Here is a 23,267-nt window from a genome sequence, read left to right as displayed (position 1 = left end):
TTTGCCCCTATTTTATACGAAATTTCTCTCTCGCAAAAGCGTGTAAAGCTTGATCGTTGAGACAAAAAATGTCACGATCGCAGGCCCAAGTATCACGCCCCAGAAGCCAAACGTCGTGATACCAGCAATCATCGCAAAAAAGATGAGTAGCTCATTTATCTTTGTTGGTATCTTGACTAGTTTTGAGTTTATAAATTTAATGACAAGTGGCTTTAGCAAGGTATCAGCGCCAAACGAGATCACGATGATGGTGTAAAGTGCGATCGTGATAGCAGCTGCTGTATTACCATTTGCAAACTCATAAATACTAATAGGCGCCCAAGCTAGCAGACCGCCAACGACTGGGATGAGCGAGGCGAAGCTAAAAAATATGCCAGTTAGCACACCGTCGTAGCCGTAAAAACTGGTGATAATGGCAAATAAAAAGCCTTGGATGATCATATTTGCAATGGTTGAGTAAAAAACGACGCTCATCACGTTGCCAACCTCGCTTAGCAAAAACTCAGTGTCGTCTTTTTTAAGCGGCAAAGACTCTTTTAAATAGTTGATAAGCTCGTTGCCATAAAGGTTGCAAAAGAAGAAAAAGACCAGGATGATGATCATATCGACGCCAAATTTAAGGCTTAGCTTGCCAAGGCTCGCGAGATTTGCCGCTAGTTGTGAAAAGAGCAGCTTAAGATCAAGGCCACTTATAAATTCCTTTATCCTCGGCTCTAAGAAATTTATCGACTCTGGCAGGCTAAAATCATAGTTTTTAATAAATTCAATGGTCTTCGTGACGTTGTTTATATCAAAGCCAGCTGCGTATTTTGCGATCTCTACGACTGCGTAAAGAAGTGGCGCGATAAACAAACAAAGAAGTGCAAATGTCGTAAGTCCTGACGAGAGCGTTTTGCGGTTTTTAGTAAGCGTTAAAAATGCGATCTGCACGTTTGCAACAGCCACCGCGAGCAGTGCTGCGATAAAAATGTCAAGTAAAAATGGTTTAAAAAGATAGACCACCAAAGCCAAAGCACAAAACGCAAAAATTCCAAAAAATAGCCTATTATTCATCTCGCTCCCTTAAAATGGGGTAATTATAGCAGATTTATCAAAGCTACTCATTTGCTTGATAAATTTGCTAAAACGCTTTGGCACCAAATTTGCAAAGAGTGGGCTTTTGGCATTTTAGCGTGGCACTGATGCTTAGCAAATTCAGATAAATTTATGCCTTACGTAAATTTTCTAGCTCAAAAGCTTCTATAAATTTAACCTTTTACGTGCACTGGAAATTTGCTCCGACGACCTCGCACTCATCACAAATTTGCATATAGATCGTGCCCTCGCCGTCTATCAAAGCACCAAAAGGAATTTGCGCTAGATATCTCATCGTTTTGCCACATTTTGGGCATGCTAGATACTCGCTGTCTTGCTGCCACTGCGGATATCCTCCAAGCAAAATTTCACCATCAATCATAGCCGCATAGTGCATACAGACCTCGTTTGCTAGCTCAAATTTCTGCCCGTCAAGCGTTGCCACAGCCTCTCTTACATAGTCTTCGCTCTCACCATCACCAACGGTGTCAGTTTGCACACTACTGCCATCATTTTGGCAAAAGTACTGCACAAAACCAACACAGGTTGGACAAAATTTAAGCACAGCGTCATTTTTAAGCTCTAGCTCAAGTCGCTTTAGGCTCTCTTTTTTGATACTAAGCTCCACCATTTCGCCGCTACAAAATTTACACTTTTCATCATTTGCTGCTTTAAATTTAACGCTTGCGTCTGCGCTTTGACTTGGCTGGCAGGTAAAGCACTTATCAAAAACTAGGCTTCTTCTCTTGCCACTGCTATCAAAGCTCCAGCCAGCAGTCTGCGAGTATCCATCAGTGTCGGCATAAAGCTTCGTCTTCCAAGGCTTTGGCGCACCATAAAGCTTAAAAAATAGCTCCCTTACTACCTCATCGCCCTGCCAGGCAAGTGCCGAGAGGATGTGATTTAGCTTGACTATATTTTCTTCGTTTGAGAGCCTGCTTATAAGCTCATCTCTGATCTTTGTTGAAGCCTTTTTGTAAATTTCAGGTGGATAGTACTCGCCGTTTTTTGTCAGCTCATTAATGATCTGCTCATCGCAAATGTCATGCAGATAAAAAATATATGTGAGGTCGCTGTAAATTTCATCAAATTTATCTAGCTCGTCAATGTGAGCGAGGATATTTTTCTGCCTCTTTTTGATCTCGTCCTCGCTTAGGCCCTCGTAAAATTCCAGCTTCTCTTTTTGCCTGCACCAGTAGCAGATCCCGTCAAAGTAAATCGTCCTTTGCTTGCACTTAGGACAAAGATGTGGCTCGCCCATTTTTGCTCCAAATTTAAATTTCGCTACTCAAAAAGCCCTTTTTCGATGTCGATCTTGACGTTAAAGGTCTCAAAACACTTCGCACTTGCGATCCTGCCCTTTGCGGTGCGCTCAATAAAGCCATTTGCAAGCAGATATGGCTCTATGACGTCCTCAACCGTGCCCTCGTCCTCACTAAGTGCCGCTGCGATCGTGCTAAGCCCCATAGGACGGCGCCTTGCTTGCATTAAAATTTCTAAATACCTAATATCCATCTCATCAAATCCAAGCGAATTTACACCAAGCGCATTAAGCCCCTCTTTTGCGCGCTCGTGACTGATGATTTGCTCGTCATTTACCTCGGCAAAGTCGCGGATACGCTTTAGCAGCCTAAGGGCGATCCTTGGCGTGGCACGTGAGCGTTTGGCGATCTCAAGCGAGGCATTTTTATCGCACTCTTTGCCAAGCTTAGCAGAGGCGATCTGCACGATACGGCTTAGCTCGCCGCTTGTGTAAAACTGCAGCCTAAAGTCCATCCCAAAGCGGTCTCTTAAAGGCGCCGAGATCATGCCAGCACGAGTGGTCGCGCCGATGAGCGTAAATTTTGGCAAGTCTATCTTGATAGTCTGAGCTGCAGGCCCTGAGCCTATGATGATGTCTAGCCTAAAGTCCTCCATCGCAGGATAAAGCACCTCTTCGATAGCTGGGCTTAGGCGGTGTATCTCGTCGATAAAAAGCACGTCGCCCTCTTGTAAATTTGTAAGGATCGCCGCTAGGTCACCGCTCTTTTCTATCATCGGCGCTGCAGTCATTTTGATACTCACGCCCATTTCGTTTGCGATGATGTGAGCAAGGGTCGTCTTACCAAGCCCTGGAGGGCCGTAAAATAGCACGTGATCTAGGCATTCGTTTCGCTTTTTGGCTGCTTTTATAAAGACGTCTAAATTTTGTTTTATCTTTTCTTGACCGATATAGTCTTCAAATTTGCTAGGTCTTAGCGAGACTTCAAAGTCATTTTCAAAGCTTACTTTTTCGATTTCAACGATTCTATCCAAAGTTTTTCCTTCTAAATTTAAGGCTTCATTTTACGCTTTTATGCTTAATCTAAGCTCGTTTAAATTTATAGTAAAAGGTGCTGCCCTCGCCATAAACGCTATCAACGCCGTATAAAATTTCATGTTTTTGGCAAATTTCACTGACGATATTTAGCCCAAGACCAAAACCGCCTTGAATTTCATCCTCTCTCACGTATCTTTTCCAGACCCTTTTGACGTCCTTTATCCCCTTACCAAAGTCCTGCACGCTAAGATTTATGCGATCTGCTTCAAGCTCTAAATTTACTATTATCTCACTCTCTTTTGGGCTGTATTTTATGGCGTTTGTGATGGTGTTATCGATGATGCGCTGAGCTTCGACCTTGCTTAGCATAGTAAATGCCTCGCTTGCTAAATTTGTCTTTATCTCGATACTCTTGACCTCCGCCACGCTTGAGAGAAATTTCACTCGCTCTTTAACATACTCGCCTAAATTTAGCCTCTCAAGTGGAAATTTGATGTAGCCACGCTTTATGAAATACTCGACATCTTCGTAGGTTATTTGCATCTGTTTTAGGGCGTTTTTGATGCGGGTTATATACTTGTTTTCAAGCCCCAGCATCTCAAGGTTCATGCCAGCCACGCCAAGGGGTGTCTTTAGCTCGTGCATAGCGTCGTTAAAGAAATTATTCATATACTTTTGAAACTCTTTATAAGGCTTAACGCTGCTTAGATATAAAAAATAGACGATAAATAGTACTGCCACAAGGATAACAAGCAGCATGATAGCTGTTAAAAAGAGGCTCTTTTTATTATCAAGCTCCTTTTCTACGACGATGTAGTAAGGGGTCTTATCTTTTATAAAAAAGCTCTTGTAAAAAAGGTACCCGCCCTCTTCTAGAGTTACAAATTTAAAGCTGCTTGGCTCTTTGGTAAGGGTTGAGATGATGGGTTTAAAATTTACGTCGTAAATCGCAAATTTATATTTTAATGAGCTAGCTATATTTTCGTTTTTTAGAAATGAATTTTTGATGATGGTTTCATGCTTCATAGCACCAAAAAGGGCTTTTGAGCTGCTGTTTTTCTGGCTTAAATTTAAGATCACAAAGCTTTGAAAGCAAAAAAGCGACATTATGACAAATGTCGCTATGATCTGGATCTTAAAGCTCTTGTGCATCTATCTTGTAGCCTATGCGCCTCTTTGAGATGATAAAGTCGTTTGTTGTCTTGTTTCTTATCTTTAAAACGTGCATTCTTATATCAGCGCCCTCGATATCTTTGTCATTCCAGACAAGATCTCTAAGCTCCTCCATACTGACGTAAGAATTTAGATGTGAGACCAAACACTCGACCAAAGCGACCTCTTTTGCACTAAGATCAACAGCTTTGTCGTTTTTATATAGCACACGCTTGTTTAGGTTGAAGCTAAACTCGTCATTTATCTTAACTATGTTTTTATCGTCAGTGCCATAGTATTTTCGCATAAGCTCAGCAACTCTAAATTTAAGCTCAGCAAGCTCAAATGGCTTTTTTAGATACTCATTACAGCCAAGCTCATATCCGATCGCCATATCATCAATATCAACTAAAGATGTCGTTATCATGATAGGAGCGTTTGGATTTAGACTTCTTATATACTTGATGACTTCGTGACCATTTACTCCAGGCACTTTTATGTCAAGTATAAAAAGGTGATAGAAATTTTTCTCTATCAGATCGCAAGCCTCTTGACCGTCGCTCACCGCTGTAACTTCATAACCAAGCGTCTGTAAAAACTCACAGACGCTCTCTTGAAACCCCAAATCATCTTCTAAAAGTAAAATCTTCAAAACGCTCTCCTAAAAACAAACTTTAATAAGATTTTTATCTATTGTAATACTTAATAGGTAAATTTCAAATTAAAATTCTTTTTTAAGTATTAAATAAAAATTTGTCCTGCATAGACTATGTAATATCTTAGCAAAAAGACACCACAAATGACTAAAATAGCGTTAAGCACGGCAAATTCGCGTTTGAAATCATGCACCTTTAAAACACTTAAGTCTAAAATGATAGGCACAGCCATACCAAGACCTATGACGCCGATATAAAACATCAGCCCAAGAGAATTTGCACTAAGTGCGTTTGCTACAGCATCTGCGCCGCTTGCACTTGCACCTTTTACGACCATAAAAAGAGCAACTATTAGCAAAAACTCGACTATTATCGCAAAAAAGTCAAATTTTAATAAAAAGTGTGCAGTTTGATTTTGCTCTCTTGTTTCATCTTTTAGCACTCCAATAAGCAGCGTAAATGCACCAGCACAGCTTAAGCCAGAGACTAAGAATAATAGTGGCAAAACTGGCGTGTTCCAAAGTGTGACCTTGTGAGCTGCACTTAGCAAAAAGCCTGTATATGCGCCAACGCCGATGCCTAAGATGAAAAGCAAAACTCCAAGCAAACCTGAAAGCTTGCTAGCTAAATTTGCAAGCGCGTCAAAAAGAGAAATTTTAAGCATTGCTATCTCATTTTTAAACGCACCAATCGCGTATATAACGCTAAGAGGCGTATAAACTAGAAGCAGTGCAACGCCTATTGACATAACTGAGTCAAAGTTGTAAAGCAAGAGTATCCAGTAAAAGCTAAGCGGCTTGCCAAGATCAATCACCAAAAGAGCAAGTCCAAGGACGATCGCCACTGGAGCGATAAGAGCGGCTGCTTTAAAGTAGTAGTTATCCTTGCCAAATTTATTTGAGATAAGCACAGCAACGATGCTAGCACCTGCACTAAGTCCTGCTAAAAACAGATAAAAAGCTATGGGCCAGCCCCAGTAAATTTCTGTGTATTGAGCTAAGCTTCCTGACATGTTATTCATGGTGTGCTCCTTTTGTATTTGCGATCATCGCAAGTGAAGGTTTTGTGTTTAACTCCGCTTTTGGCAAGTAATATTTGCTCTCTTTTAGTTTCTTTGAAATTTTAGAGTTTTCATCATTTACGTCGCCAAAAGTTAGTGCATTTGTAGGGCAGACGCTAACACAAGCTGGGTCTTTGCCCTCTTCTAGCCTGCTCTCATAGCAAAATGTGCATTTGCCTATCTCGCCATCTGGCAAGACGTAGCGAGCGTCGTATGGACAGGCTAGGATGCAGTACTTGCAGCTAACGCAAATTCTATGATCAAGCAGTGTCACGCCATCAGCCGTTTTAAAGCTAGCGCCAGTTGGGCAAACCTCAACACAAGGTGCATCTTCGCACATAACGCAGCTTTGACGTAAAAAGTCAGTCTTTAAATTTGGAAATGTCCCACTCATCTTTGCATGCACCTGAAAGCGGTAAACGCCCATTGGTACTTTGTTTGCACTTCTGCAAGCTACCGAACAGCCTTGGCAGCCGATGCATAAATTTTCATCATGTATCATCATATATTTTTTCATTTTCTATCCTTACGCTTTACTTATGCTAACGCCAACATTTGTAACCATAGTCGCAGCCACCGGACCCTCAGCTGGATCAAGAAGCACGCTTGTGTTAAGCCCTACGTGATCTATGCTTTTAAGGCCTGGCGTGATGTGTCCAAAGCCGTGATAGATAAAGAGTGTATCTTCTCTAATGCCCTCAGTCACCATAAGCTTGCCCTTTTGCTCGCCAAATTTATTTTTGACTAAAACCGTGTCGCCGTCACGTAAATTTTGCTTTTTAGCTGTGTTTGGATTGATCCAGATAGGGCTATCGCTCATAAGGTCATTTAAAAATGGCACTGCCTGAGTGTGGCCGTTGGTATGGATAGGCGTTTTGCCGCAAGTTAAGCAAAGCTCGTGTCCGTCAAATGTGTCCATATCTTTGTCATTTAGCGCGCCATACCCTGCAAACTGTGCCTCGACATCAGGTAAAAATAGCTCTATCTTGCCGCTTTTTGTTTTAAGCTTAGCCATATCGTCCATTAGGCCATTCTCGCCTACAAATTTAGATGCGACTGGATATTTAGCGATAAATTTATCGATCATACCTTTTTCTCTAAACAAAATTCCCGGCTCATCCCACGTGATAAAACCGTCTTTTTCTAGTGCGGCAAGTAAATTTACATCTCCGCCGGCTTGTTGCATCCTAAACTCGCGTATGTCGTTCCAAGTGTAAAGCTCATCTATCTTCATGCGGCGTGCTAGCTCTCTAAAGATAAACGCCCCATCTTTCGTGTCGCCAACTGGATCGACGACTTTATTTCTTATCATATAAGCTGGTTTTAGACCTGACTTGTCCTCTATGCCCTCGTCGCGCTCTAGGTAGCTGCTCTCAGGCAAGATGACATCAGCAAAGGTCGCCATATCGTTTAGATAGACATCGCTCACTACGATTAGCTCAAGCTTCTTCATCGCCTCTATGCTCTTCATCGTCTCAGCAACGTTTATTAGGTGATTAAATCGGATATTAAACCAACCTTTTATGGCGTATGGCTTCTCGTTTAAGATAGCGTTATCTATATCCATCAAAACGCCATGTTTTCTGCTTACAAATTTATGCCTACCAGTCTCGCCAGCGAAGTCTAGTCTAGTGACTTTTGGCACTTTAAATTTCTCATCTGGGTTTTTAAGAACTGGAAATTTATCCTCGCCAACTAGCTTGTTAAAGGTCTTTGCGTTTTTGCCACCAAAAAGACCGCCCTTAACCTCCCAGTTGCCCATCATCGCATTTGCAACCATGATGGCTTTTGTCCTCATGTATTCAGCTCTTGTGGTAGTTGTCTTATGCCCAAAATCAAAAATAACTCTTGGAGCAGCTTTATAAATTTCATCAGCGATGCGTCTAACATCACTTGCTTTTATGCCAGTGATTGTCTCTTGCCATTCAGGCGTTTTGCCCTCTACGCTTTTAACAATCTCATCAAAGCCAGTTGTAAATTTCTCAATAAATTCTTTATCGTAAGTGCCATTTTGTATCCAAGTGTTGATGAGCGCTAGCACAAAGGCAAGGTCAGTGCCTGGTTTAACTGGTAGCCACTCATCAGCCTTTGCAGCTACAACGCTAAATCTTGGCTCAAGCACAAGTAGCTTTGTATCCTTGCTGGCTGCAAATTTAGCAAGCTTTTTGGCATCAGCTATGACGATACCCTCAAAGAGGTTGTGACCAAAATTTACAACGTATTTTGCATTTGCAAAGTCTCTTTTTAGCTTAGCAATACCATACATCTGCTCACAGACCATTTGGTAGGTGATCGGACAGCATGAAAAGTGTGAAAAGCAGTTTGGCGAGCCATAAGCTGAGGCAAAATTTACCATTAGCTTGTGTGTTTGCGAGCTTTTACAGGTAAATATAAAGCTTTCAGGGCCATACTTTTGCTTGATATCAAGCATCTTTGAAGCGACATAGTCAAGCGCCTCATCCCAGCTAACCTCGCGCCATTTATTTTCGCCTCTCTCACCAGCTCTGATTAATGGCTTTTTGATCCTATTTTCATCATAGAGCTGACTTAAGCCTGAGCCACCCCTTGCACAAAGAGAGGTTGCTGTGCCGCCAGCTTTTGGATTGCCACTTAAAAAGCGAACTTTGCCATCAACGACTTTTGCTTCGATAGGACACCTTGAAGAGCACATCTCACAAAAGCTATGAACGTGTTTTTCGCCTCCATTTGCAGCACCTTGCAAAGCACCACCTGATAGAGATGATGCAGCCGCGCTAACTCCTGCACTGAATTTTAAAAATTCTCTTCTATTTAAGCTCATCTTTCTCCCTTTAAAAGAAATTTTACTTTTGTTATTTTATTATTTAAAGTTGAAACTAAAATTAAATTTTATTTAATAATTTTTTTTAATTTTAATTTTTTATGATATGTGATATTAAATATCATAATAGAGCAAATTTTAAAAATGATAAATTAAGGAGGATTAAATTTTAGAGCGATTTTTGCGTGATTTGTAAAAATAAAAAATTTAAAATTTAAAAAGAGATATTATTTAAGGATTTGATATAAAAATTGAAAATTTAAAGAAGAATAAAAAGCCGAGATCTCTCTCGGCTTAAGTTTTATATAAGAACTGGAGCTACTATAAATCCAAGGATAACTGATAATGCAACCATTATAGTTCCTGGGATGAAGAATGAGTGGTTAAATACAAATTTACCAACTCTTGTAGTTCCTGTATCGTCCATCGCTATCGCACCTAGTGTTGTAGGATATGTTGGCAATACAAATAGACCAGAAACTGCAGCAAATGAAGCTACAAGGATCCAAATTTGACCTGAATTTTCAGGGCTAGTCATACCAAGAGCAGCAGCAACAGCAGGCATCATAACCTTTGTTGTAGCAGCTTGTGAGTATAGCAAGCAGCTTAAGAAATAAAGCGCAACAGCTAGGATAAATGGATACTGAGTAACGAAGTCTTTTGCAGCCTCTTTGATAGCGTCAAGGTGTCCATTAACAAATGTTGTACCAAGCCATGCGATACCAACAACGCAGATGCACGCATTCATACCGCTTTGGAAAGTGCTAGTTGAAAGAAGTTTGCCTGTCTCAACTTTGCAAGCTACTGCTATCGTAAAGCCGATAGTTAGCATAAAGCTAATGATAGCTGCATCTCTTGAAAGGATAGGTTTTTCTACAAGACCTAAGCTCTTTGAGATATATAGTGCATAGCAAACAACGATCAAAACACCAACTGCAAAGATCGCAACTGATCTTTTTGCGTATGGTTTTGGCTCGTGATACTCGACATCCTTAACCTCTGCAACCAAACCTTTTGCGAGTCTATCTTGATAGATAGGATCTTTTGAAAGGTCAAGATCGTAAAATTTATTGATAATAAACGCAGTGATAATCATAGCCACAAATGTAGTTGATATACAAATAAATAGCAACACTGGATAGCTAACACCTAGCTTCTCACATAGACCACTCATAGCAACAAATGCAGCTGAGATAGGGCTCGCAGTGATCGCTACTTGAGAAGAGACAACCGAAAGCGCAAGTGGAGCTGAAGGTTTGATGTTTTGTGTTTTTGCAACCTCAACGATAACAGGGATCATAGAAAACGCAGTGTGTCCAGTTCCTGCAAGGATAGTTAAAAAGTAAGTAACTATCGGAGCAAGAAAGTTGATTTGTTTTGGATTCTTGCGTAAAATTTTTGTTGCTACTTGAACTAAATAGTCAAGTCCGCCAGCAACTTGCAAAGCTGTGATCGCTGAGATAACTGAAGCGATGATCAAGATAACATCCATAGGGATGTCTTTCATATCGACTTTCATACCAAGTAAAGCAAGTATCACAACGCCTAGACCACCTGCGTAGCCAACGCCCATACCACCTAGTTTGACACCAAGATAGATGCCGCCAAATAGGACTATAATCTGTAAGATCAGCATTATATCCATCGAAAACTCCTTTATTAAATTTTATTACTAAAATCACCACTTAAGCGTGTCAGAATTTTGGCACGCTTTTAATAATACTTTGCTTAAAATTTTACTTAACCATGCTCGGATTTAGCATATTTTTAGGCTCTAAAATCTTATCGATCTCTTCTTTGCTTAGATAGCCTCTCTCTAGGCAGATATCGCCAACAGCTTTGCCTGTTTGAAGGGCTTCTTTAGCGATACTTGCTGATTTTTCGTAACCGATATATGGGTTAAATGCTGTTACGATACCAACTGAGCCAAGAACTGATTTTAGGCAAGCCTCAGGGTTTGCTGTAAGTTTTTTGATAGCTTTTTGGGCTAGTGTTTTCATAGCATTTTCAAGGATAAATATAGAGTTAAATAGCGCATAAGCGATACCTGGCTCAAACGCATTTAGCTCAAATTCGCCTCTTTCAGAACAAAGCATGATAGTTACGTCGTTGCCAATAACCTCATAGCAAGCTTCTCCAACAACCTCAGCGATAACTGGATTTACTTTACCTGGCATGATTGAGCTGCCTGGTTGCATTTGAGGTAAATTTATCTCACCAAGACCGCATCTTGGGCCAGAGTTCATTAGTCTTAAGTCGTTTGCAATTTTTGAAAGTCTAACAGCTGCGGTTTTAAGCGCACCACTTACGTGTACGAAGTCTGCAGTATCTTGCGTAGCAGCGATGAAGTCATCAGCTTTTTTGAAATCAACGCCAGTGATCTCTTTTAGTTTTTTAACAACTACATTTTTATACTCTGGGTGGCAGTTGATACCTGTACCTATCGCAGTTGCGCCCATGTTTAGATGTGTCATTGACTCACGAGCAGCTGTGATCTTTGCAATGTCGCTTTTGATATAGCTTGCAAATGCGTTAAAAGTGTTGCCAAGTGTTGTAGGGACGGCATCTTCAAGCTCTGTTCTACCCATTTTAATGATATCTTTAAATTCTTTTGCTTTTTTCTCAAGCTCATCTTTTAGTAAATTCATAGCAGCAAGCAAGTCAGTAAGTTTTGCATAAGTTGCTACTTTAATAGAGCTTGGATAAGTATCATTTGTGCTTTGTCCAAGGTTTGTGTGATCATTTGGATGGATGTATTGATACTCGCCTTTTTTGTGACCAAGGCTCTCAAGTGCGATGTTTGTGATGACCTCGTTTGAGTTCATATTTGTACTTGTTCCTGCACCACCTTGAACCATATCAACGACAAATTGATCTAAAAACTCACCAGCTATTACTCTATCAGCAGCTTTTGCCAAAGCATCAGCTATCTTTGGATCTAAAACGCCAACCTCTTTATTTGCAAGCGCAGCAGCTTTTTTGATCTGTGCAAATGCCTTTACAAAGTATGGATACTCTTTTAATGTTCTGCCACTCATGTGGAAGTTTTCAGTAGCCCTAAATGTTTGGATGCCATAGTAAAAATTGTCAGAAATTTCCAACTCGCCAATAAAATCATGTTCTCTTCTGGTTGCCATAACAGCTTCTCCTTAGTAAAAAATTGTTACCGAGTGAAATTATATAGGTATTTGAGTTTTTAAATATTAATGACTACTTATTTTTTTTAAGCTTTAAGTTTTTGACTTGATATGGCGCTCTTTGAAAGAAAATTATATTTCATATTTAAGCTAATTTTTAGGAATTTGCTTGTCTAAATTGTTATATTACTAATAATATCACTTTTTTATTATATAAAAAGGGTCAAATTAACTCAGATTTTATCCTACACTTTAAGTTTAAAAGCCATTTTTGAGAAGTAATCGAATAAAATATTAATATAATTCAAAGTTATCAAAATAGTAAAATAGTAATCTTAAGTTATATTTTCTTTATAATATTACTTCGTGACACATTTATATGATGAAAATTTAAAATTTACGGTTCTATCTAAATTTACAAACTCGCTATGAATGGTAAATTTAAGGGGATAAATTTAAGCTGCCCCTAGAAATTTCCTAGAGGCAAAGTAGCATTTAGCCTTCAAGGCCTAAATTTGCTCTATACTCTTCATATGTGCCTTTAAAATCAACGACTTCGCCATTGCCTTTTAGATGTAAAATTCTATTTGCAAAGGCGTCTATCAGCTCCCTGTCGTGGCTTACGCAGATGACTGAGCCATTAAAGTTGTAAAACGCCTCGCCAAGCGCGATAATAGCCTCAAGGTCGAGGTGGTTGTTTGGCTCGTCCATGACAAGTAAATTTGGTCTATGAAGCATGAGCTGAGCTAGTCTTACTCGGTGTTTTTCACCACCGCTTAGTGCGCCAACTGCTTTTTCTTGCTCGGCACCGCTAAAGAGCATCCTGCCAAGGCACTTTCTGATCTCGTCGATGTCCTTATTTTTGGCATCTTGCAAGTACTCATAAAGCTTTAGCTCTCCATCTATCTTATTTACTGTATCTTGCGCAAAATATCCTAGCTCAATGGTCGCGCCTATATGCACCTCGCCCGCATCAGGTTTTATCTCTCCCATTATGATCTTACAAAGTGTGCTTTTGCCAACGCCGTTGTGGCCGATGATGGCTAGTTTGTCGCCCTTTTCGAGCTTAAAGTTAAAATTTTCAAATATCACTTTATCATCAAATTTCTTACTAATGTTCTTTAGCTCAATTAGCTCATTGCCTATCTCGCGGTTTGCACGAAACAGAATGCTAGGATCACGTCTGCTTGAGACTGCGATCTCGGCGATGTCGAGCTTTTCAAGCTGTTTTGCACGTGAAGTCGCCTGCTTTGCCTTGCTCGCATTTGCTGAAAATCTCGCGATAAATTTCTCCAGCTCCTCTTTCTCTTTTAGTTTCTTATCACGCTCCATTTCGTGCTGCTTTGCGATCAAATTTGCAGCCATGTACCAGTCGTCGTAGTTGCCTGAAAACTCGCGAATTTTCTTAAAATCCACATCCAAAATGTTTGTGCAAACTCTATTTAAAAAGTGCCTGTCGTGGCTAATAACTACAAGTGTGCCCTCATGGCGGTTTAGCTCGTTTTCTAGCCATGCGATCGCGTCTATGTCAAGGTTGTTTGTCGGCTCGTCTAAGAACAAGATGTCTGGCTTTGGAAATAGCACTTGAGCCAGCAAAACCTTAACTTTATCTGAGTTTTCAACCTCGCTCATTAACTTATCAAATTCATTTAGCCCAAGCGAGCTTAGGATTTTTTCTATCCTAGTCTCGTACTCGTAGCTTGGGTCTTCTTCAGCGCTTATCATCTCAAGTTCGCTTAAGCGCTCATTTATCTCATCTGTAAATTCCTCGCTCATATAGAGCTTTTCTTTCTCTTTTACAGCGTCGTATAGGCGTTTGTTACCATAAAGCACCGCATCTTTTAGAGTGAAATTTTCAAACGCAAACTGATCTTGCCCAAGCACGCCAACCTTTAGTCCATTTTCTATGATGATCTCGCCGCTAGTTGGCTCGATAGCTCCGCTTAAAATTTTTAAAAATGTCGATTTGCCAGCGCCATTTGCGCCGATTAGTCCGTATCTGTTGTGGCGATTTAGCTTTAAATTTACATCCTCAAATAGCAAACTGCTTGCAAATCTTTGAGTAAGTCCCCTAACTTCTAACATTATTTTTCCTTGAATTTATTTTTTGCGATTTTGCCTAAAATTTGATTAAAAAGCCATTTGCTACTTTAGCCTAAAATGCCCAGTGATCTTGTAGCTATAAAGTATGTTTTCTTCTTGCACACCAGAGCCGATATTGTGGATGACAAGCGGCGTTTTGGCATAAAATTTATCTGAGATCACGCCGATGTGAGGTAAATTTCCTGGTAGCATCCAAGTGACGATATCGCCTGGTAAAAATTTATCATCACTCACCTCAAAACCTTTTCTTTTTAGATAGGTAGCGATGTTTAAAACACGCCTGTGATCGATGTTTTTATCAGCCTTTTTAAGCCCCCATTTTTTAGGATAAACTGAAAAATTTTTACTCATATCTTCAAAAATGAGCCTTTGCAGATCCATATCTTGATGCCGCAAAGCCCTTACTACAACGTCGGTGCAAACGCCCTTTTTGATATCCACGTCGCCCATTGGGTAAGCAAGCCTTTCGTAGCTTGGATCGTAACTTATCGTCACGCCGATCTGCGACCTAGCGTCATTTACAAATTTACTCGCCGAAAAGGCAAAAATTTGCGTGGCAAAAAGAGCTAAAAGTAGAAATTTCTTCATTTTCTACTTTAAAAGCATGGTTTTTAAGATACGTTTTCCTATCTCAACACCTGGCTGATCGTAGGTGTTGATGCCTAGCATGATACCAGTGGCCGAGGTTAGTAGCTCGTAGTAAAAAATAAGCCAGCCAGCGTGAAACTCATCAAGCCTCTCAAGCGTGATCGTATCGACACTTATGCCCTCTTGCACCAGCGCCATTGCCGTCGCGTCGCACTGTAAATTTATAAGATCATTTAGGCTTAGACCCGCTACAAAATCGCACTCTTCAAGCCCTTTTAGGCTTAAATTTGGGATAGTCTTGTCGCTTGCGTGATCTTTTATCTTTATAAATGTCACGCTCTTATCTTTTACACCGTCCATGATAAGCTGCAAAAAGCTGTGCTGATCGCGGCTGCCAACAAGTCCAACTGGCGTAAGTCCGACCCTTTTATAGCCTCTTTTTTTACCAAGGCTCTCCGCCCAAAGCTGCACGTACCAGTCGTTAAATTCAAAAAATCTATCGCAATAGCTAAAAATGACATTTATACTGGCATTTCTGCTAGTGGCGTAGTGGTAGGCTTTAGCGACTATTGAGCTATCTTTTTGCTCGATGTATTGCTTTTTGCAAGCAAGCGCGCCCTCCAAAAGTGCCTTTATATCGTAGCCGCAGATACCAAGAGGCACAAGGCCGATCGCACTTAGCACGCTAAATCTCCCACCAACATTTTTTGGGATGTTAAAAAATTTTATCCCATTTTCTTTGGCGAAATTTTCTAAATTTGTCCCAGGATCAGTTATTATGAGGAAATTTTTGCCTAAATTTTGAGGCTTAAAGTCATCAAGCAAGCACTTAAAAATAGTGATCGTCTCGATCGTGTTGCCTGATTTTGAGCTTATTACAAAAAGTGTCTCGTCAAATTTAACCCCATCAAGCGTGCTTTTGTAGCTGCAAGGATCGACGTTATCTAAAAATAAAAGCTCTCTTTTTATCCCCTTTGTGCCTTCAAGCATTGATTTTAGCGCCTTTGCGCCAAGACTGCTGCCACCAATGCCAACAAGTACTACATTTTTGATATGAGCTAGCCCCTTTTCATACTCCTCGATCTCGCCAAGTAAATTTTGCCCAAGAGCTGGCAAGTGGTAGTAGCCTATCTCGCCGCTTTCGTACTCGTCGTTTATGCGTTTGGCATAGGAGTCGATGACCTCGCTGCTTGCAAAGTTAAATTTAAACGAAGTCTCTATCATTTACTGCGCTCGTAAAAGAAATTTGTAGCCTCGACAAAGCCATCGATGCTGCCGCAGTCAAACCTCTTGCCCTTAAATTTATAAGCTAGCACCATGCCATCTTTTGCCTGCGTTTTTAGTGCGTCTGTGATCTGAATTTCGCCGTTTTTGCCTGGTTTTGTTCGCTCTAAGATATTAAAAATATCTGGCGTTAAGATGTAGCGTCCTATTATCGCTAAATTTGTCGGAGCCTCGGCAGGATCGGGCTTTTCAACCATATCATCAACCATTATAAGATCATCTTCTATAAACCTACCACTTACGACGCCATAAGACTTGGTCTGCTCTTTTGGCACTTCCATCACAGCAACAACGCTGCAGCGGTACTTTTCATAAATTTTAACCATCTGCGAAAGCACGCCCTCGCCGTTTTCATTTATGCATAGATCATCTGCCAAAATGACTCCAAATGCTTCATCTCGAACTAGCGTTTTGCCTGTATAAATGGCGTGTCCAAGCCCTTTCATGGCATTTTGTCTAGTAAATGAGAATGTGCATGAGTTCATTAAATTTCTAACTTCGCTAAGCAGTGACTCTTTTTGGCTGCCTGCAATCTCTTTTTCTAGCTCATAGCTGATATCAAAATAGTCCTCAAGCGCCCTTTTTCCGCGTCCTGTGACAAAGGCCATATTATCCATGCCAGCCTCAAGAGCCTCATCAACGCCGTAGTGAATGAGCGGTTTTGTAAGGATCGGTAGCATCTCTTTTGGGAGCGATTTTGTAGCTGGTAAAAACCTCGTTCCATATCCAGCCGCTGGAAATAGGCAAGTTTGTATCATTTTAGTCCTTCGTGAAAAATTGCAAAATTCTACTATCTTTTCCTTAATAATATAAATTTGTCTGAATTTACAAGGCTTTAATTAGCAAATTGATAAGATTTTTAAAATTTTATAAAAAGAGTAAATTTGCAGACGATTGATAGGATTTTCAAAGCCCAGCTTGATATAAAAAAGTCAAATTTCTTAGCATTTTTATGCCCGATAAGCTCGTTTAAAAGCTTGCATGAGCGCCTAAAAGAGGAGCATTTTAAGGCTGTTCACGTAGTTTGGGCGACAAGAGAGCTAAACAAATACGGACAAATCGTTGAAAATCAAAGCGATGATGGCGAGCCAAAGGGCACTAGCGGCCAGCCAAGCCTAAACGCGCTAAGAGGAGCCCAGCTTATAAACGTTGCTGTCTTGATAGTTCGCTACTTTGGCGGGATAAAGCTTGGCACTGGAGGACTTGTCAGAGCCTACTCAGGGGCTGTGAATGAAGCGATAAATGAAGCCATGAAAGATGGTGGCGTGATGAAATTTGAAATAAAAGATGAGGTTAAATTTTTTACCCCATTTTCGCTGATGAGCCGTTTTGAGCACTATTTTTCCACTAAAAATTTAAGCGAGTGTGAAAGAGAATTTAATGACCTTGGAGCGATATGGAGCGTAAATTTAAACGAGGCCGAGTTTGCTGAGCTATTTAAATTTTGCAAAGAATTTGAAGCAAGCGAGTTTAAATTTCTAGCCTTGCCACTTGATAGCAAAGCGCTGTTTATTTATTAAAAGCCAAATCATTGTAAAATATCAAAAATTAAAGCAAAAAGAGAGAAAATGATAACAAAAGAAAATTTAAGAGAAGTTCTCCAAAAACTAAATTTTACGTTAGACGAAAATGGTGAAATTTTTACTAAAAATTATCAAAACGACAATATCCTAGTAAATTTTAAATCTCAAAAAATTATCTATCCAAAAGAGCTTATTTGTGGCGATAAAACTAGCTCAAATTTCGATCATGCCGAAAATTTCGTTGTTTTAGAGTGTATAGATCGCCTTTTAACTAGCGGTTATACACCTTCAAATTTAGAGATAGAGCGCAAATGGAAACTTGGCAGAGATCAGAAAAGCGGCAAAGCTGACATTATTGTAAAAGACAATCAAGGCTCAACATATATGATAATAGAATGCAAAACTTTTGGTATGGAGTATAAAAAAGAGCTATCCAAAATGAGAGAAAACGGCGGTCAGCTTTTTAGCTATTATCAGCAAGAAACATCTGCAAAGTTTTTGCTTCTTTATACGGCTGATTTTGATAGCAATACACCTAAAAACGAGTACTTTGCGATAGATTTAAGCGATGATGAAAATATAAGTAAAAACACCGATAAAACCTATGAAAATGCTACGAATAATATAGAAAAATTTCAAGTTTGGCGAGATACTTATGAGTATGATGGCTTTAGTGTAGGCGTATTTGATAGCAAGCCGTTTAACATAAAACAAAATCAAAAAACATTACGTAGCTTACAGGAGATTACTTTAAGCGACGTGGGCGGTAAATATAATGAATTTGCGACAATTATGCGAAAGCATAACATTAGTGGACGAGAAAATGCTTTTGACAAACTCTTAAATTTATTTCTTTGTAAGATTATTGATGAGTTATAAAATCCAAACGAGCTTAAATTTAACTATCGCGGAAAAAGATATGACGATATTTATGCTTTTAGCGATAGGCTCCAGCAACTTTATCAAAAAGGCATGATGAAATTTTTGCAAAAAGAGATCGCATACGTCTCTGACAAGCAAATTCAAGATGCTTTTAAATTTCTTAAAAAAGATCCCGACGAGACTAAAAAGACGATAGAAAAATATTTTAGAGAGCTTAAATTTTACACAAATAACGACTTTGCTTTTGTAGAAATTTATAATGAAGAGCTTTTTAAGAAAAACGTCAAAATTTTGACCGAAGTAGTCGAAATGTTTGAAAATATTCGTCTAACAAATAGCGAGCATAATCAATTTTTAGGCGATTTATTTGAGGGCTTTCTGGATCAAGGCATCAAGCAAAGCGAAGGTCAGTTTTTTACTCCGCTTCCTATCGTTAAATTTATTATTCAAAGCCTGCCGATAGAGCGAATTTTAAAAGACAATGAAGACGTTAGAGTAATTGACTATGCTTGCGGTGCGGGGCATTTTATAAACGAATACGCAAGCTTTATTAAAGCTCATTATATAAAAGATGCGGACGAATTAAAGCGTCATCACAAAAATATTTATGGAGTAGAAAAAGAAAGCCGTTTGGGAAAAGTAAGCAAGGTTGCAAGTTTTATGTATGGGCAAGATTTAAACATTATAGATCAAGACGCGCTAGCTTACCATAAAGATATCGATAAAGGAGGTTTTAGCATTCTGATTGCAAATCCGCCTTACTCGGTAAAAGGCTTTTTGACAACGCTAAAAGATGATGATAATTATGAGAAGTACGAGCTTAGCGCATTAGCTAACAATTTGGAAACAAATGACGATATTCAGTGTTTCTTTATTGAACGAGCGGCGCAGATTATGGCTAAAGACGGCGTATGCGGTATTATTTTGCCAAGCTCGCTTATAAATAAAACCGGTAAAATTTACGAGAAAACGCGCGAAATTTTGTTAGGAAATTTCGAGATTATCGCCATTAGTGAATTCGGAAATAAAACATTCGGCAAAACGGGTACGAATACGGTTATTTTGTTTTTACGTCGCCTTGCAAACGAGCCAAATGCCTTACTTCATACCAAAAACCGCGCCGCTAGCGTTATAAACGACAGAAGCTTTTTAGCGCAATATAACGACAGGCTAAATTTAGGCGAATACTGCAAATTTATGGGCTACGACAAAGATAAATACGAAAAATTTATAACGCAAAAAGTGCTTTTGGAAAATGAAATTTTTAGTGAATACGAAGTAGCTTTTAAAAATTCAAGCGAATATAAAAGTATAATTAAAAAGAAAAATTTAAGCAAAGAAGAAAAAGAAAAGCAAATTTCTAATAAGATGATCGAGTTTATAAAAGGTATCGAAATAGATAAATTTAGCATTTTCCAACTTGTAAATTATCAAAATACGCTAATAATAAAAGCTCCAAACGATAACGAAGAACAGAAAAAATTTCTGGGATATGATTGGAGTAATGCCAAAGGCAACGAAGGAATAAAGTATATAACGGATGTAGCTGCTAGTGGTGATGACGACGAAACGATAGAAAATATAAAGAAGATAAGTTCTATCAAAACCACTCTTTATGATCCTGCGGTTTTAGATAATCCCGAAAAATTAAATTTTATCATTCGAGAAGCTTTCGACGGAAAATTGAAACAAATTAATGAGAATTTAAAGCCATATGCGAATTTGGTAAATTTACGCGATTGCATAGATTTTCGCCGTGCTAGTTTCGATAAGGCGATAAATTTAAGCATGAAAAGTAGAGTAAAGATAATGAGTAAGTATCCGATGGTGAAGCTTGGGACTTTGCTTAATACAATAGAAACTGGCTCGCGTCCAAATGGTGGAGTTGGTAATTTAAATGAAGGTGCGTTAAGCCTTGGTGGAGAGCATATCCATAATACAAACGGCATAATAAATTTGGTAAATCCAAAATTTGTAAGCATTGAGTATTATGAAAATAATCAAAAAGGCAGATTAGAACAAAATGATATTTTGCTTTGTAAAGATGGAGCATTAACTGGGAAAATTGCACTTTTAAGAGATGAGCTGAATAACAGAAAAGCTATGGTAAATGAGCATATTTTCATACTTCGAGCAGCCGATATAATTACTCAGAAATATATTTTTTATTTTTTATATTCTCCGTTGGGTCAACAAATTTTAAAACAAAATATTACCGGTGCAGCACAAGGCGGGCTAAATTCTACAAATTTAAAAAAACATAAGTATTCCTTTTAGTAATAATAAAGAAAATAAAAAAGTGTTTCAAAAAATCGTAGCCGAATGCGAAAAAGTAGATAATGAGTTTAAAACTATTAGAATGGAAATTGACGAGCTAAAAGCTAAAATGAGCGAAATTTTTACAAAATTCGGAATAAGTTTTAACACAAATGGGGGGGGGTATGAGCCGTTAAGGAATTTTGGCGTCGTATTTAACCCTTCAAAATCTGAAATTAGAAATTTACCAAATGACTTGCCAGTATCTTTTGTGGATATGCAAAGCGTTAACGAAAACGGATATATAGAAAATAAAATAACTAAGCCATTAAAGGAAGTAAGGATGGGTAGTTACACGTATTTTGCGGAAAACGACATAATAATCGCAAAAATAACGCCTTGTATGGAAAACGGCAAGTGTGCCGTGGCGAGCGGTTTGTCAAACAGCATAGGACTTGGAAGTAGCGAATTTCACGTTTTAAGGTGCGATGCAAGTAAAATTTTACCTAAATTTTTATTCGGATTTTTAAATAGACAAATAGTTAGAGATGAAGCGGCAAAAAGTATGACGGGAGCAAGTGGTCATCGTCGAGTCCCAATAAAATTTTATCAAGACCTAGGAGCTAAATTTCCATCGATTGAAATCCAAAAGCAAATCGTAACCGAATTTGAAAATTTAGAAAGCGAAATTCTGCAAAGAGAACAAAAGCTGACAAATTTACAAGGTAAATACAATGAAATTTTAAATAGACATTTATAGTTTAAGCCTTTACATTATAAAATCCATAAAAAAATAAAGTGAGACTTTATGGAAATTTGGAACGACATTTATAACCACTTTAACCCAGTCGCCTTTAGCCTCTTTGGCTTTAGCGTGCATTGGTATGGGCTTATGTATATTTTAGCCCTTGTTTTAGCGCTTGCCATGGCAAAGTATCTCGTTAAAAAAGATGATATCCCTATCTCAAATCAGCTTTTGGATAACTACTTTTTTTGGGTAGAGATAGGTGTCATTTTAGGCGCTAGACTTGGCTGGGTTTTAGTATATTCAGGTGAAGCAAGCTACTATCTAACGCAGCCTTGGCAAATTTTTAATCCGATTCACAACGGCGAGTTTATAGGAATTCGCGGCATGAGCTATCACGGCGCCGTGGTTGGCTTTTTGCTAGCGACAATTTTATTTTGCAAAAAATATAAGCAAAACGCTTGGCAGCTACTTGATCTTTGCGCCATCTGCATACCTTTTGGCTACACCTTTGGCAGGATAGGAAATTTCTTAAATCAAGAGCTTTTTGGACGAGTCACAGATGTGCCTTGGGCGATAAACGTCTTTGGTCAGCCAAGACATCCAAGCCAGCTTTACGAGGCATTCTTAGAAGGTTTAGTTATTTTTGTCATTTTATTTTTATATAGAAAATATAAGAAATTTAATGGCGAACTCATAGCACTTTATGCCATTTTATACACATTTGCAAGATTTATTTGCGAGTTTTACAGAGAGCCTGATTCTGGACTTGGATTTATTATATTTGGTCTATCGATGGGGCAAATTTTATCACTTATTATGTGTGGGTTGGGAATTTTTGTCTATATTAAACTTTATAAGAGTTTTACGAAAATTTAATGTCAATATTTAAAATTTATTAAAGTAAAGTTCTGATAGCATTAGCTTTATCAATTAATGCTAATGTTTAAATTAGTATTAAGAAATGATAACTTATTTCAAATTTCTTAGGAGGGCTCATGACCGGGCTTATAGAAGGTTTTTTGGGGAAACGGTCGGACGGCAAAAAAAGCCGCACTCCAGCCGCTTGGGATAGATGGCAAAGTATTACAGGATTTATTCTAGCCTGTTTCATATTGTGCCATATGGTTTTTACTTCTACTATACTACTTGGCAAAGACGCATTTAACGCTGTCGTAGGATTTGCAGAGGCTAAATTTTTATTTGGTGAGGCTACTTGGTGGATCACAAATGTTATAGCTGCTGTTATCTTTGTAGTTTTTGTTACTCACGCCTTCTTGGCCATGAGAAAATTTCCTGCAAATTACAGACAATATTTAATGTTTAGAGGCCATAAAGACCGCATGAAGCACCTTGATACCACACTTTGGTGGTTCCAGTTTTTAACAGGCTTTGCTCTATTTTTTGCAGCAAGCGCCCACATAATCGACATCATCTTTGGTGGTCACATCACAGCTGATAAGTCAGCTGCTGCGTTTCACAAACTAGAAATTTTCTACTTCGCACTACTTGTTTTCATGGTTGTTCACGCTGGCGTTGGCATGTACCGCTTATATGTCAAGTGGGTAAGTATTGATGGCGCAAACAAACACGAAATGCTTGCCAAAAGAAATAAGGCAAAGACAGTTGTATTTGTCATTTATGGCATACTTGCTGTGATTGCGCTAATCGCCGATTTCGTGTGGATCAGCCATTAAAAAGGAGCTAG

The 23,267-nt window shown here is 39.0% G+C and carries 20 protein-coding genes; 6 read left to right on the top strand and 14 right to left on the bottom strand.

The features are described from left to right. Positions 1 to 12: 12 nt before the first annotated feature. From CVT00_RS03035 to galU, 14 genes are all read right to left on the bottom strand, one after another. Positions 13 to 1,053: an AI-2E family transporter gene (locus CVT00_RS03035; protein ID WP_021093486.1), complete on the bottom strand. Its 1,041-nt coding sequence runs from the start codon at positions 1,051 to 1,053 to the stop codon at positions 13 to 15. Between the two features lie 202 nt (positions 1,054 to 1,255). Continuing rightward, positions 1,256 to 2,335 carry a hypothetical protein gene (locus CVT00_RS03030; RefSeq protein ID WP_021093489.1) on the bottom strand — a complete coding sequence of 360 codons (1,080 nt, stop codon included), beginning with the start codon at positions 2,333 to 2,335 and terminating at the stop codon, positions 1,256 to 1,258. 23 nt (positions 2,336 to 2,358) lie between these two features. Next, the gene (gene ruvB / locus CVT00_RS03025) at positions 2,359 to 3,369 is read right to left on the bottom strand and encodes a Holliday junction branch migration DNA helicase RuvB (RefSeq protein ID WP_103557958.1); all 1,011 of its coding nucleotides are present in this window, start codon (positions 3,367 to 3,369) and stop codon (positions 2,359 to 2,361) included. Positions 3,370 to 3,418: 49 nt separating this feature from the next. Then, positions 3,419 to 4,525 (bottom strand): sensor histidine kinase, encoded by a 1,107-nt coding sequence (locus CVT00_RS03020; RefSeq protein ID WP_107915850.1) that lies wholly within the window; start codon positions 4,523 to 4,525, stop codon positions 3,419 to 3,421. Further along, complete coding sequence (locus CVT00_RS03015; protein WP_021087309.1) at positions 4,509 to 5,177, bottom strand: response regulator transcription factor; 669 nt, start codon at positions 5,175 to 5,177, stop codon at positions 4,509 to 4,511. Before CVT00_RS03015 ends, CVT00_RS03020 begins: the two co-directional genes overlap by 17 nt. An 89-nt stretch (positions 5,178 to 5,266) precedes the next feature. Then, the gene (gene nrfD / locus CVT00_RS03010) at positions 5,267 to 6,202 is read right to left on the bottom strand and encodes an NrfD/PsrC family molybdoenzyme membrane anchor subunit (protein WP_107915848.1); all 936 of its coding nucleotides are present in this window, start codon (positions 6,200 to 6,202) and stop codon (positions 5,267 to 5,269) included. Beyond that, the gene (locus tag CVT00_RS03005; protein ID WP_107915846.1) at positions 6,195 to 6,758 is read right to left on the bottom strand and encodes a 4Fe-4S dicluster domain-containing protein; all 564 of its coding nucleotides are present in this window, start codon (positions 6,756 to 6,758) and stop codon (positions 6,195 to 6,197) included. The genes nrfD and CVT00_RS03005 overlap by 8 nt, the downstream gene beginning before the upstream one ends. Positions 6,759 to 6,767: 9 nt before the next feature. Continuing rightward, positions 6,768 to 9,041 carry a thiosulfate reductase PhsA gene (phsA, locus tag CVT00_RS03000; protein WP_107915844.1) on the bottom strand — a complete coding sequence of 758 codons (2,274 nt, stop codon included), beginning with the start codon at positions 9,039 to 9,041 and terminating at the stop codon, positions 6,768 to 6,770. Positions 9,042 to 9,342: 301 nt separating this feature from the next. Then, entirely contained in the window at positions 9,343 to 10,686 is a 1,344-nt protein-coding gene (locus CVT00_RS02995; RefSeq protein WP_004317491.1) for an anaerobic C4-dicarboxylate transporter, read from the bottom strand. Between the two features lie 91 nt (positions 10,687 to 10,777). Then, entirely contained in the window at positions 10,778 to 12,178 is a 1,401-nt protein-coding gene (locus tag CVT00_RS02990) for an aspartate ammonia-lyase (protein WP_107915842.1), read from the bottom strand. Between the two features lie 495 nt (positions 12,179 to 12,673). Further along, the gene (locus tag CVT00_RS02985; protein ID WP_103590755.1) at positions 12,674 to 14,263 is read right to left on the bottom strand and encodes an ABC-F family ATP-binding cassette domain-containing protein; all 1,590 of its coding nucleotides are present in this window, start codon (positions 14,261 to 14,263) and stop codon (positions 12,674 to 12,676) included. Between the two features lie 60 nt (positions 14,264 to 14,323). Further along, positions 14,324 to 14,869, bottom strand: coding sequence for a DUF1287 domain-containing protein (locus CVT00_RS02980; RefSeq protein WP_107892285.1), 546 nt, complete (start codon positions 14,867 to 14,869; stop codon positions 14,324 to 14,326). Between the two features lie 3 nt (positions 14,870 to 14,872). Next, a complete protein-coding gene (locus tag CVT00_RS02975) occupies positions 14,873 to 16,093 on the bottom strand; it encodes a glucose-6-phosphate isomerase (RefSeq protein ID WP_107915884.1) in 1,221 nt (406 codons plus the stop codon). Continuing rightward, a complete protein-coding gene (gene galU / locus CVT00_RS02970; protein WP_103557951.1) occupies positions 16,090 to 16,911 on the bottom strand; it encodes a UTP--glucose-1-phosphate uridylyltransferase GalU in 822 nt (273 codons plus the stop codon). The genes CVT00_RS02975 and galU overlap by 4 nt, the downstream gene beginning before the upstream one ends. Positions 16,912 to 17,037: 126 nt before the next feature. On the opposite strand from galU, the gene CVT00_RS02965 reads away from it, so the two are divergent. From CVT00_RS02965 to CVT00_RS02950, 6 genes are all read left to right on the top strand, one after another. Beyond that, complete coding sequence (locus CVT00_RS02965) at positions 17,038 to 17,673, top strand: IMPACT family protein (protein WP_103557950.1); 636 nt, start codon at positions 17,038 to 17,040, stop codon at positions 17,671 to 17,673. Between the two features lie 48 nt (positions 17,674 to 17,721). Then, entirely contained in the window at positions 17,722 to 18,555 is an 834-nt protein-coding gene (locus CVT00_RS10180) for a type I restriction enzyme HsdR N-terminal domain-containing protein (RefSeq protein WP_103557949.1), read from the top strand. 312 nt (positions 18,556 to 18,867) lie between these two features. Next, entirely contained in the window at positions 18,868 to 20,835 is a 1,968-nt protein-coding gene (locus CVT00_RS10175) for an N-6 DNA methylase (protein ID WP_230853792.1), read from the top strand. A 109-nt stretch (positions 20,836 to 20,944) separates the two neighbouring features. Next, on the top strand, positions 20,945 to 21,574 hold the full coding sequence (locus CVT00_RS10170) for a restriction endonuclease subunit S (protein ID WP_230853791.1): 630 nt from the start codon (positions 20,945 to 20,947) through the stop codon (positions 21,572 to 21,574). Between the two features lie 48 nt (positions 21,575 to 21,622). Next, complete coding sequence (lgt, locus tag CVT00_RS02955) at positions 21,623 to 22,438, top strand: prolipoprotein diacylglyceryl transferase (RefSeq protein ID WP_107915888.1); 816 nt, start codon at positions 21,623 to 21,625, stop codon at positions 22,436 to 22,438. A 119-nt stretch (positions 22,439 to 22,557) separates the two neighbouring features. After that, positions 22,558 to 23,256 carry a fumarate reductase cytochrome b subunit gene (locus CVT00_RS02950; RefSeq protein ID WP_035142502.1) on the top strand — a complete coding sequence of 233 codons (699 nt, stop codon included), beginning with the start codon at positions 22,558 to 22,560 and terminating at the stop codon, positions 23,254 to 23,256. The last annotated feature ends 11 nt before the right edge of the window (positions 23,257 to 23,267 follow it).

This window comes from Campylobacter concisus (genome assembly GCF_003048675.2).
In the GTDB taxonomy this organism is placed as follows: Bacteria; Campylobacterota; Campylobacteria; order Campylobacterales; family Campylobacteraceae; genus Campylobacter_A; species Campylobacter_A concisus_F.
Note: the sequence above shows the minus strand (reverse complement) of the source record. Positions and strands in the feature narration are given on the sequence as shown.

Bases quoted from the DNA above. Each gene is read 5' to 3' on its own strand.
- CVT00_RS03035 (WP_021093486.1), bottom strand. From the start codon at position 1,053: ATGAATAATAGGCTATTTTTTGGAATTTTTGCGTTTTGTGCTTTGGCT.
- CVT00_RS03030 (WP_021093489.1), bottom strand. From the start codon at position 2,335: ATGGGCGAGCCACATCTTTGTCCTAAGTGCAAGCAAAGGACGATTTAC.
- CVT00_RS03020 (WP_107915850.1), bottom strand. From the start codon at position 4,525: ATGCACAAGAGCTTTAAGATCCAGATCATAGCGACATTTGTCATAATG.
- nrfD (WP_107915848.1), bottom strand. From the start codon at position 6,202: ATGAATAACATGTCAGGAAGCTTAGCTCAATACACAGAAATTTACTGG.
- CVT00_RS03005 (WP_107915846.1), bottom strand. From the start codon at position 6,758: ATGAAAAAATATATGATGATACATGATGAAAATTTATGCATCGGCTGC.
- phsA (WP_107915844.1), bottom strand. From the start codon at position 9,041: ATGAGCTTAAATAGAAGAGAATTTTTAAAATTCAGTGCAGGAGTTAGC.
- CVT00_RS02995 (WP_004317491.1), bottom strand. From the start codon at position 10,686: ATGGATATAATGCTGATCTTACAGATTATAGTCCTATTTGGCGGCATC.
- CVT00_RS02990 (WP_107915842.1), bottom strand. From the start codon at position 12,178: ATGGCAACCAGAAGAGAACATGATTTTATTGGCGAGTTGGAAATTTCT.
- CVT00_RS02985 (WP_103590755.1), bottom strand. From the start codon at position 14,263: ATGTTAGAAGTTAGGGGACTTACTCAAAGATTTGCAAGCAGTTTGCTA.
- CVT00_RS02980 (WP_107892285.1), bottom strand. From the start codon at position 14,869: ATGAAGAAATTTCTACTTTTAGCTCTTTTTGCCACGCAAATTTTTGCC.
- CVT00_RS02975 (WP_107915884.1), bottom strand. From the start codon at position 16,093: ATGATAGAGACTTCGTTTAAATTTAACTTTGCAAGCAGCGAGGTCATC.
- galU (WP_103557951.1), bottom strand. From the start codon at position 16,911: ATGATACAAACTTGCCTATTTCCAGCGGCTGGATATGGAACGAGGTTT.
- CVT00_RS10180 (WP_103557949.1), top strand. From the start codon at position 17,722: ATGATAACAAAAGAAAATTTAAGAGAAGTTCTCCAAAAACTAAATTTT.
- CVT00_RS10175 (WP_230853792.1), top strand. From the start codon at position 18,868: ATGTTTGAAAATATTCGTCTAACAAATAGCGAGCATAATCAATTTTTA.
- CVT00_RS10170 (WP_230853791.1), top strand. From the start codon at position 20,945: ATGAGCGAAATTTTTACAAAATTCGGAATAAGTTTTAACACAAATGGG.
- lgt (WP_107915888.1), top strand. From the start codon at position 21,623: ATGGAAATTTGGAACGACATTTATAACCACTTTAACCCAGTCGCCTTT.
- CVT00_RS02950 (WP_035142502.1), top strand. From the start codon at position 22,558: ATGACCGGGCTTATAGAAGGTTTTTTGGGGAAACGGTCGGACGGCAAA.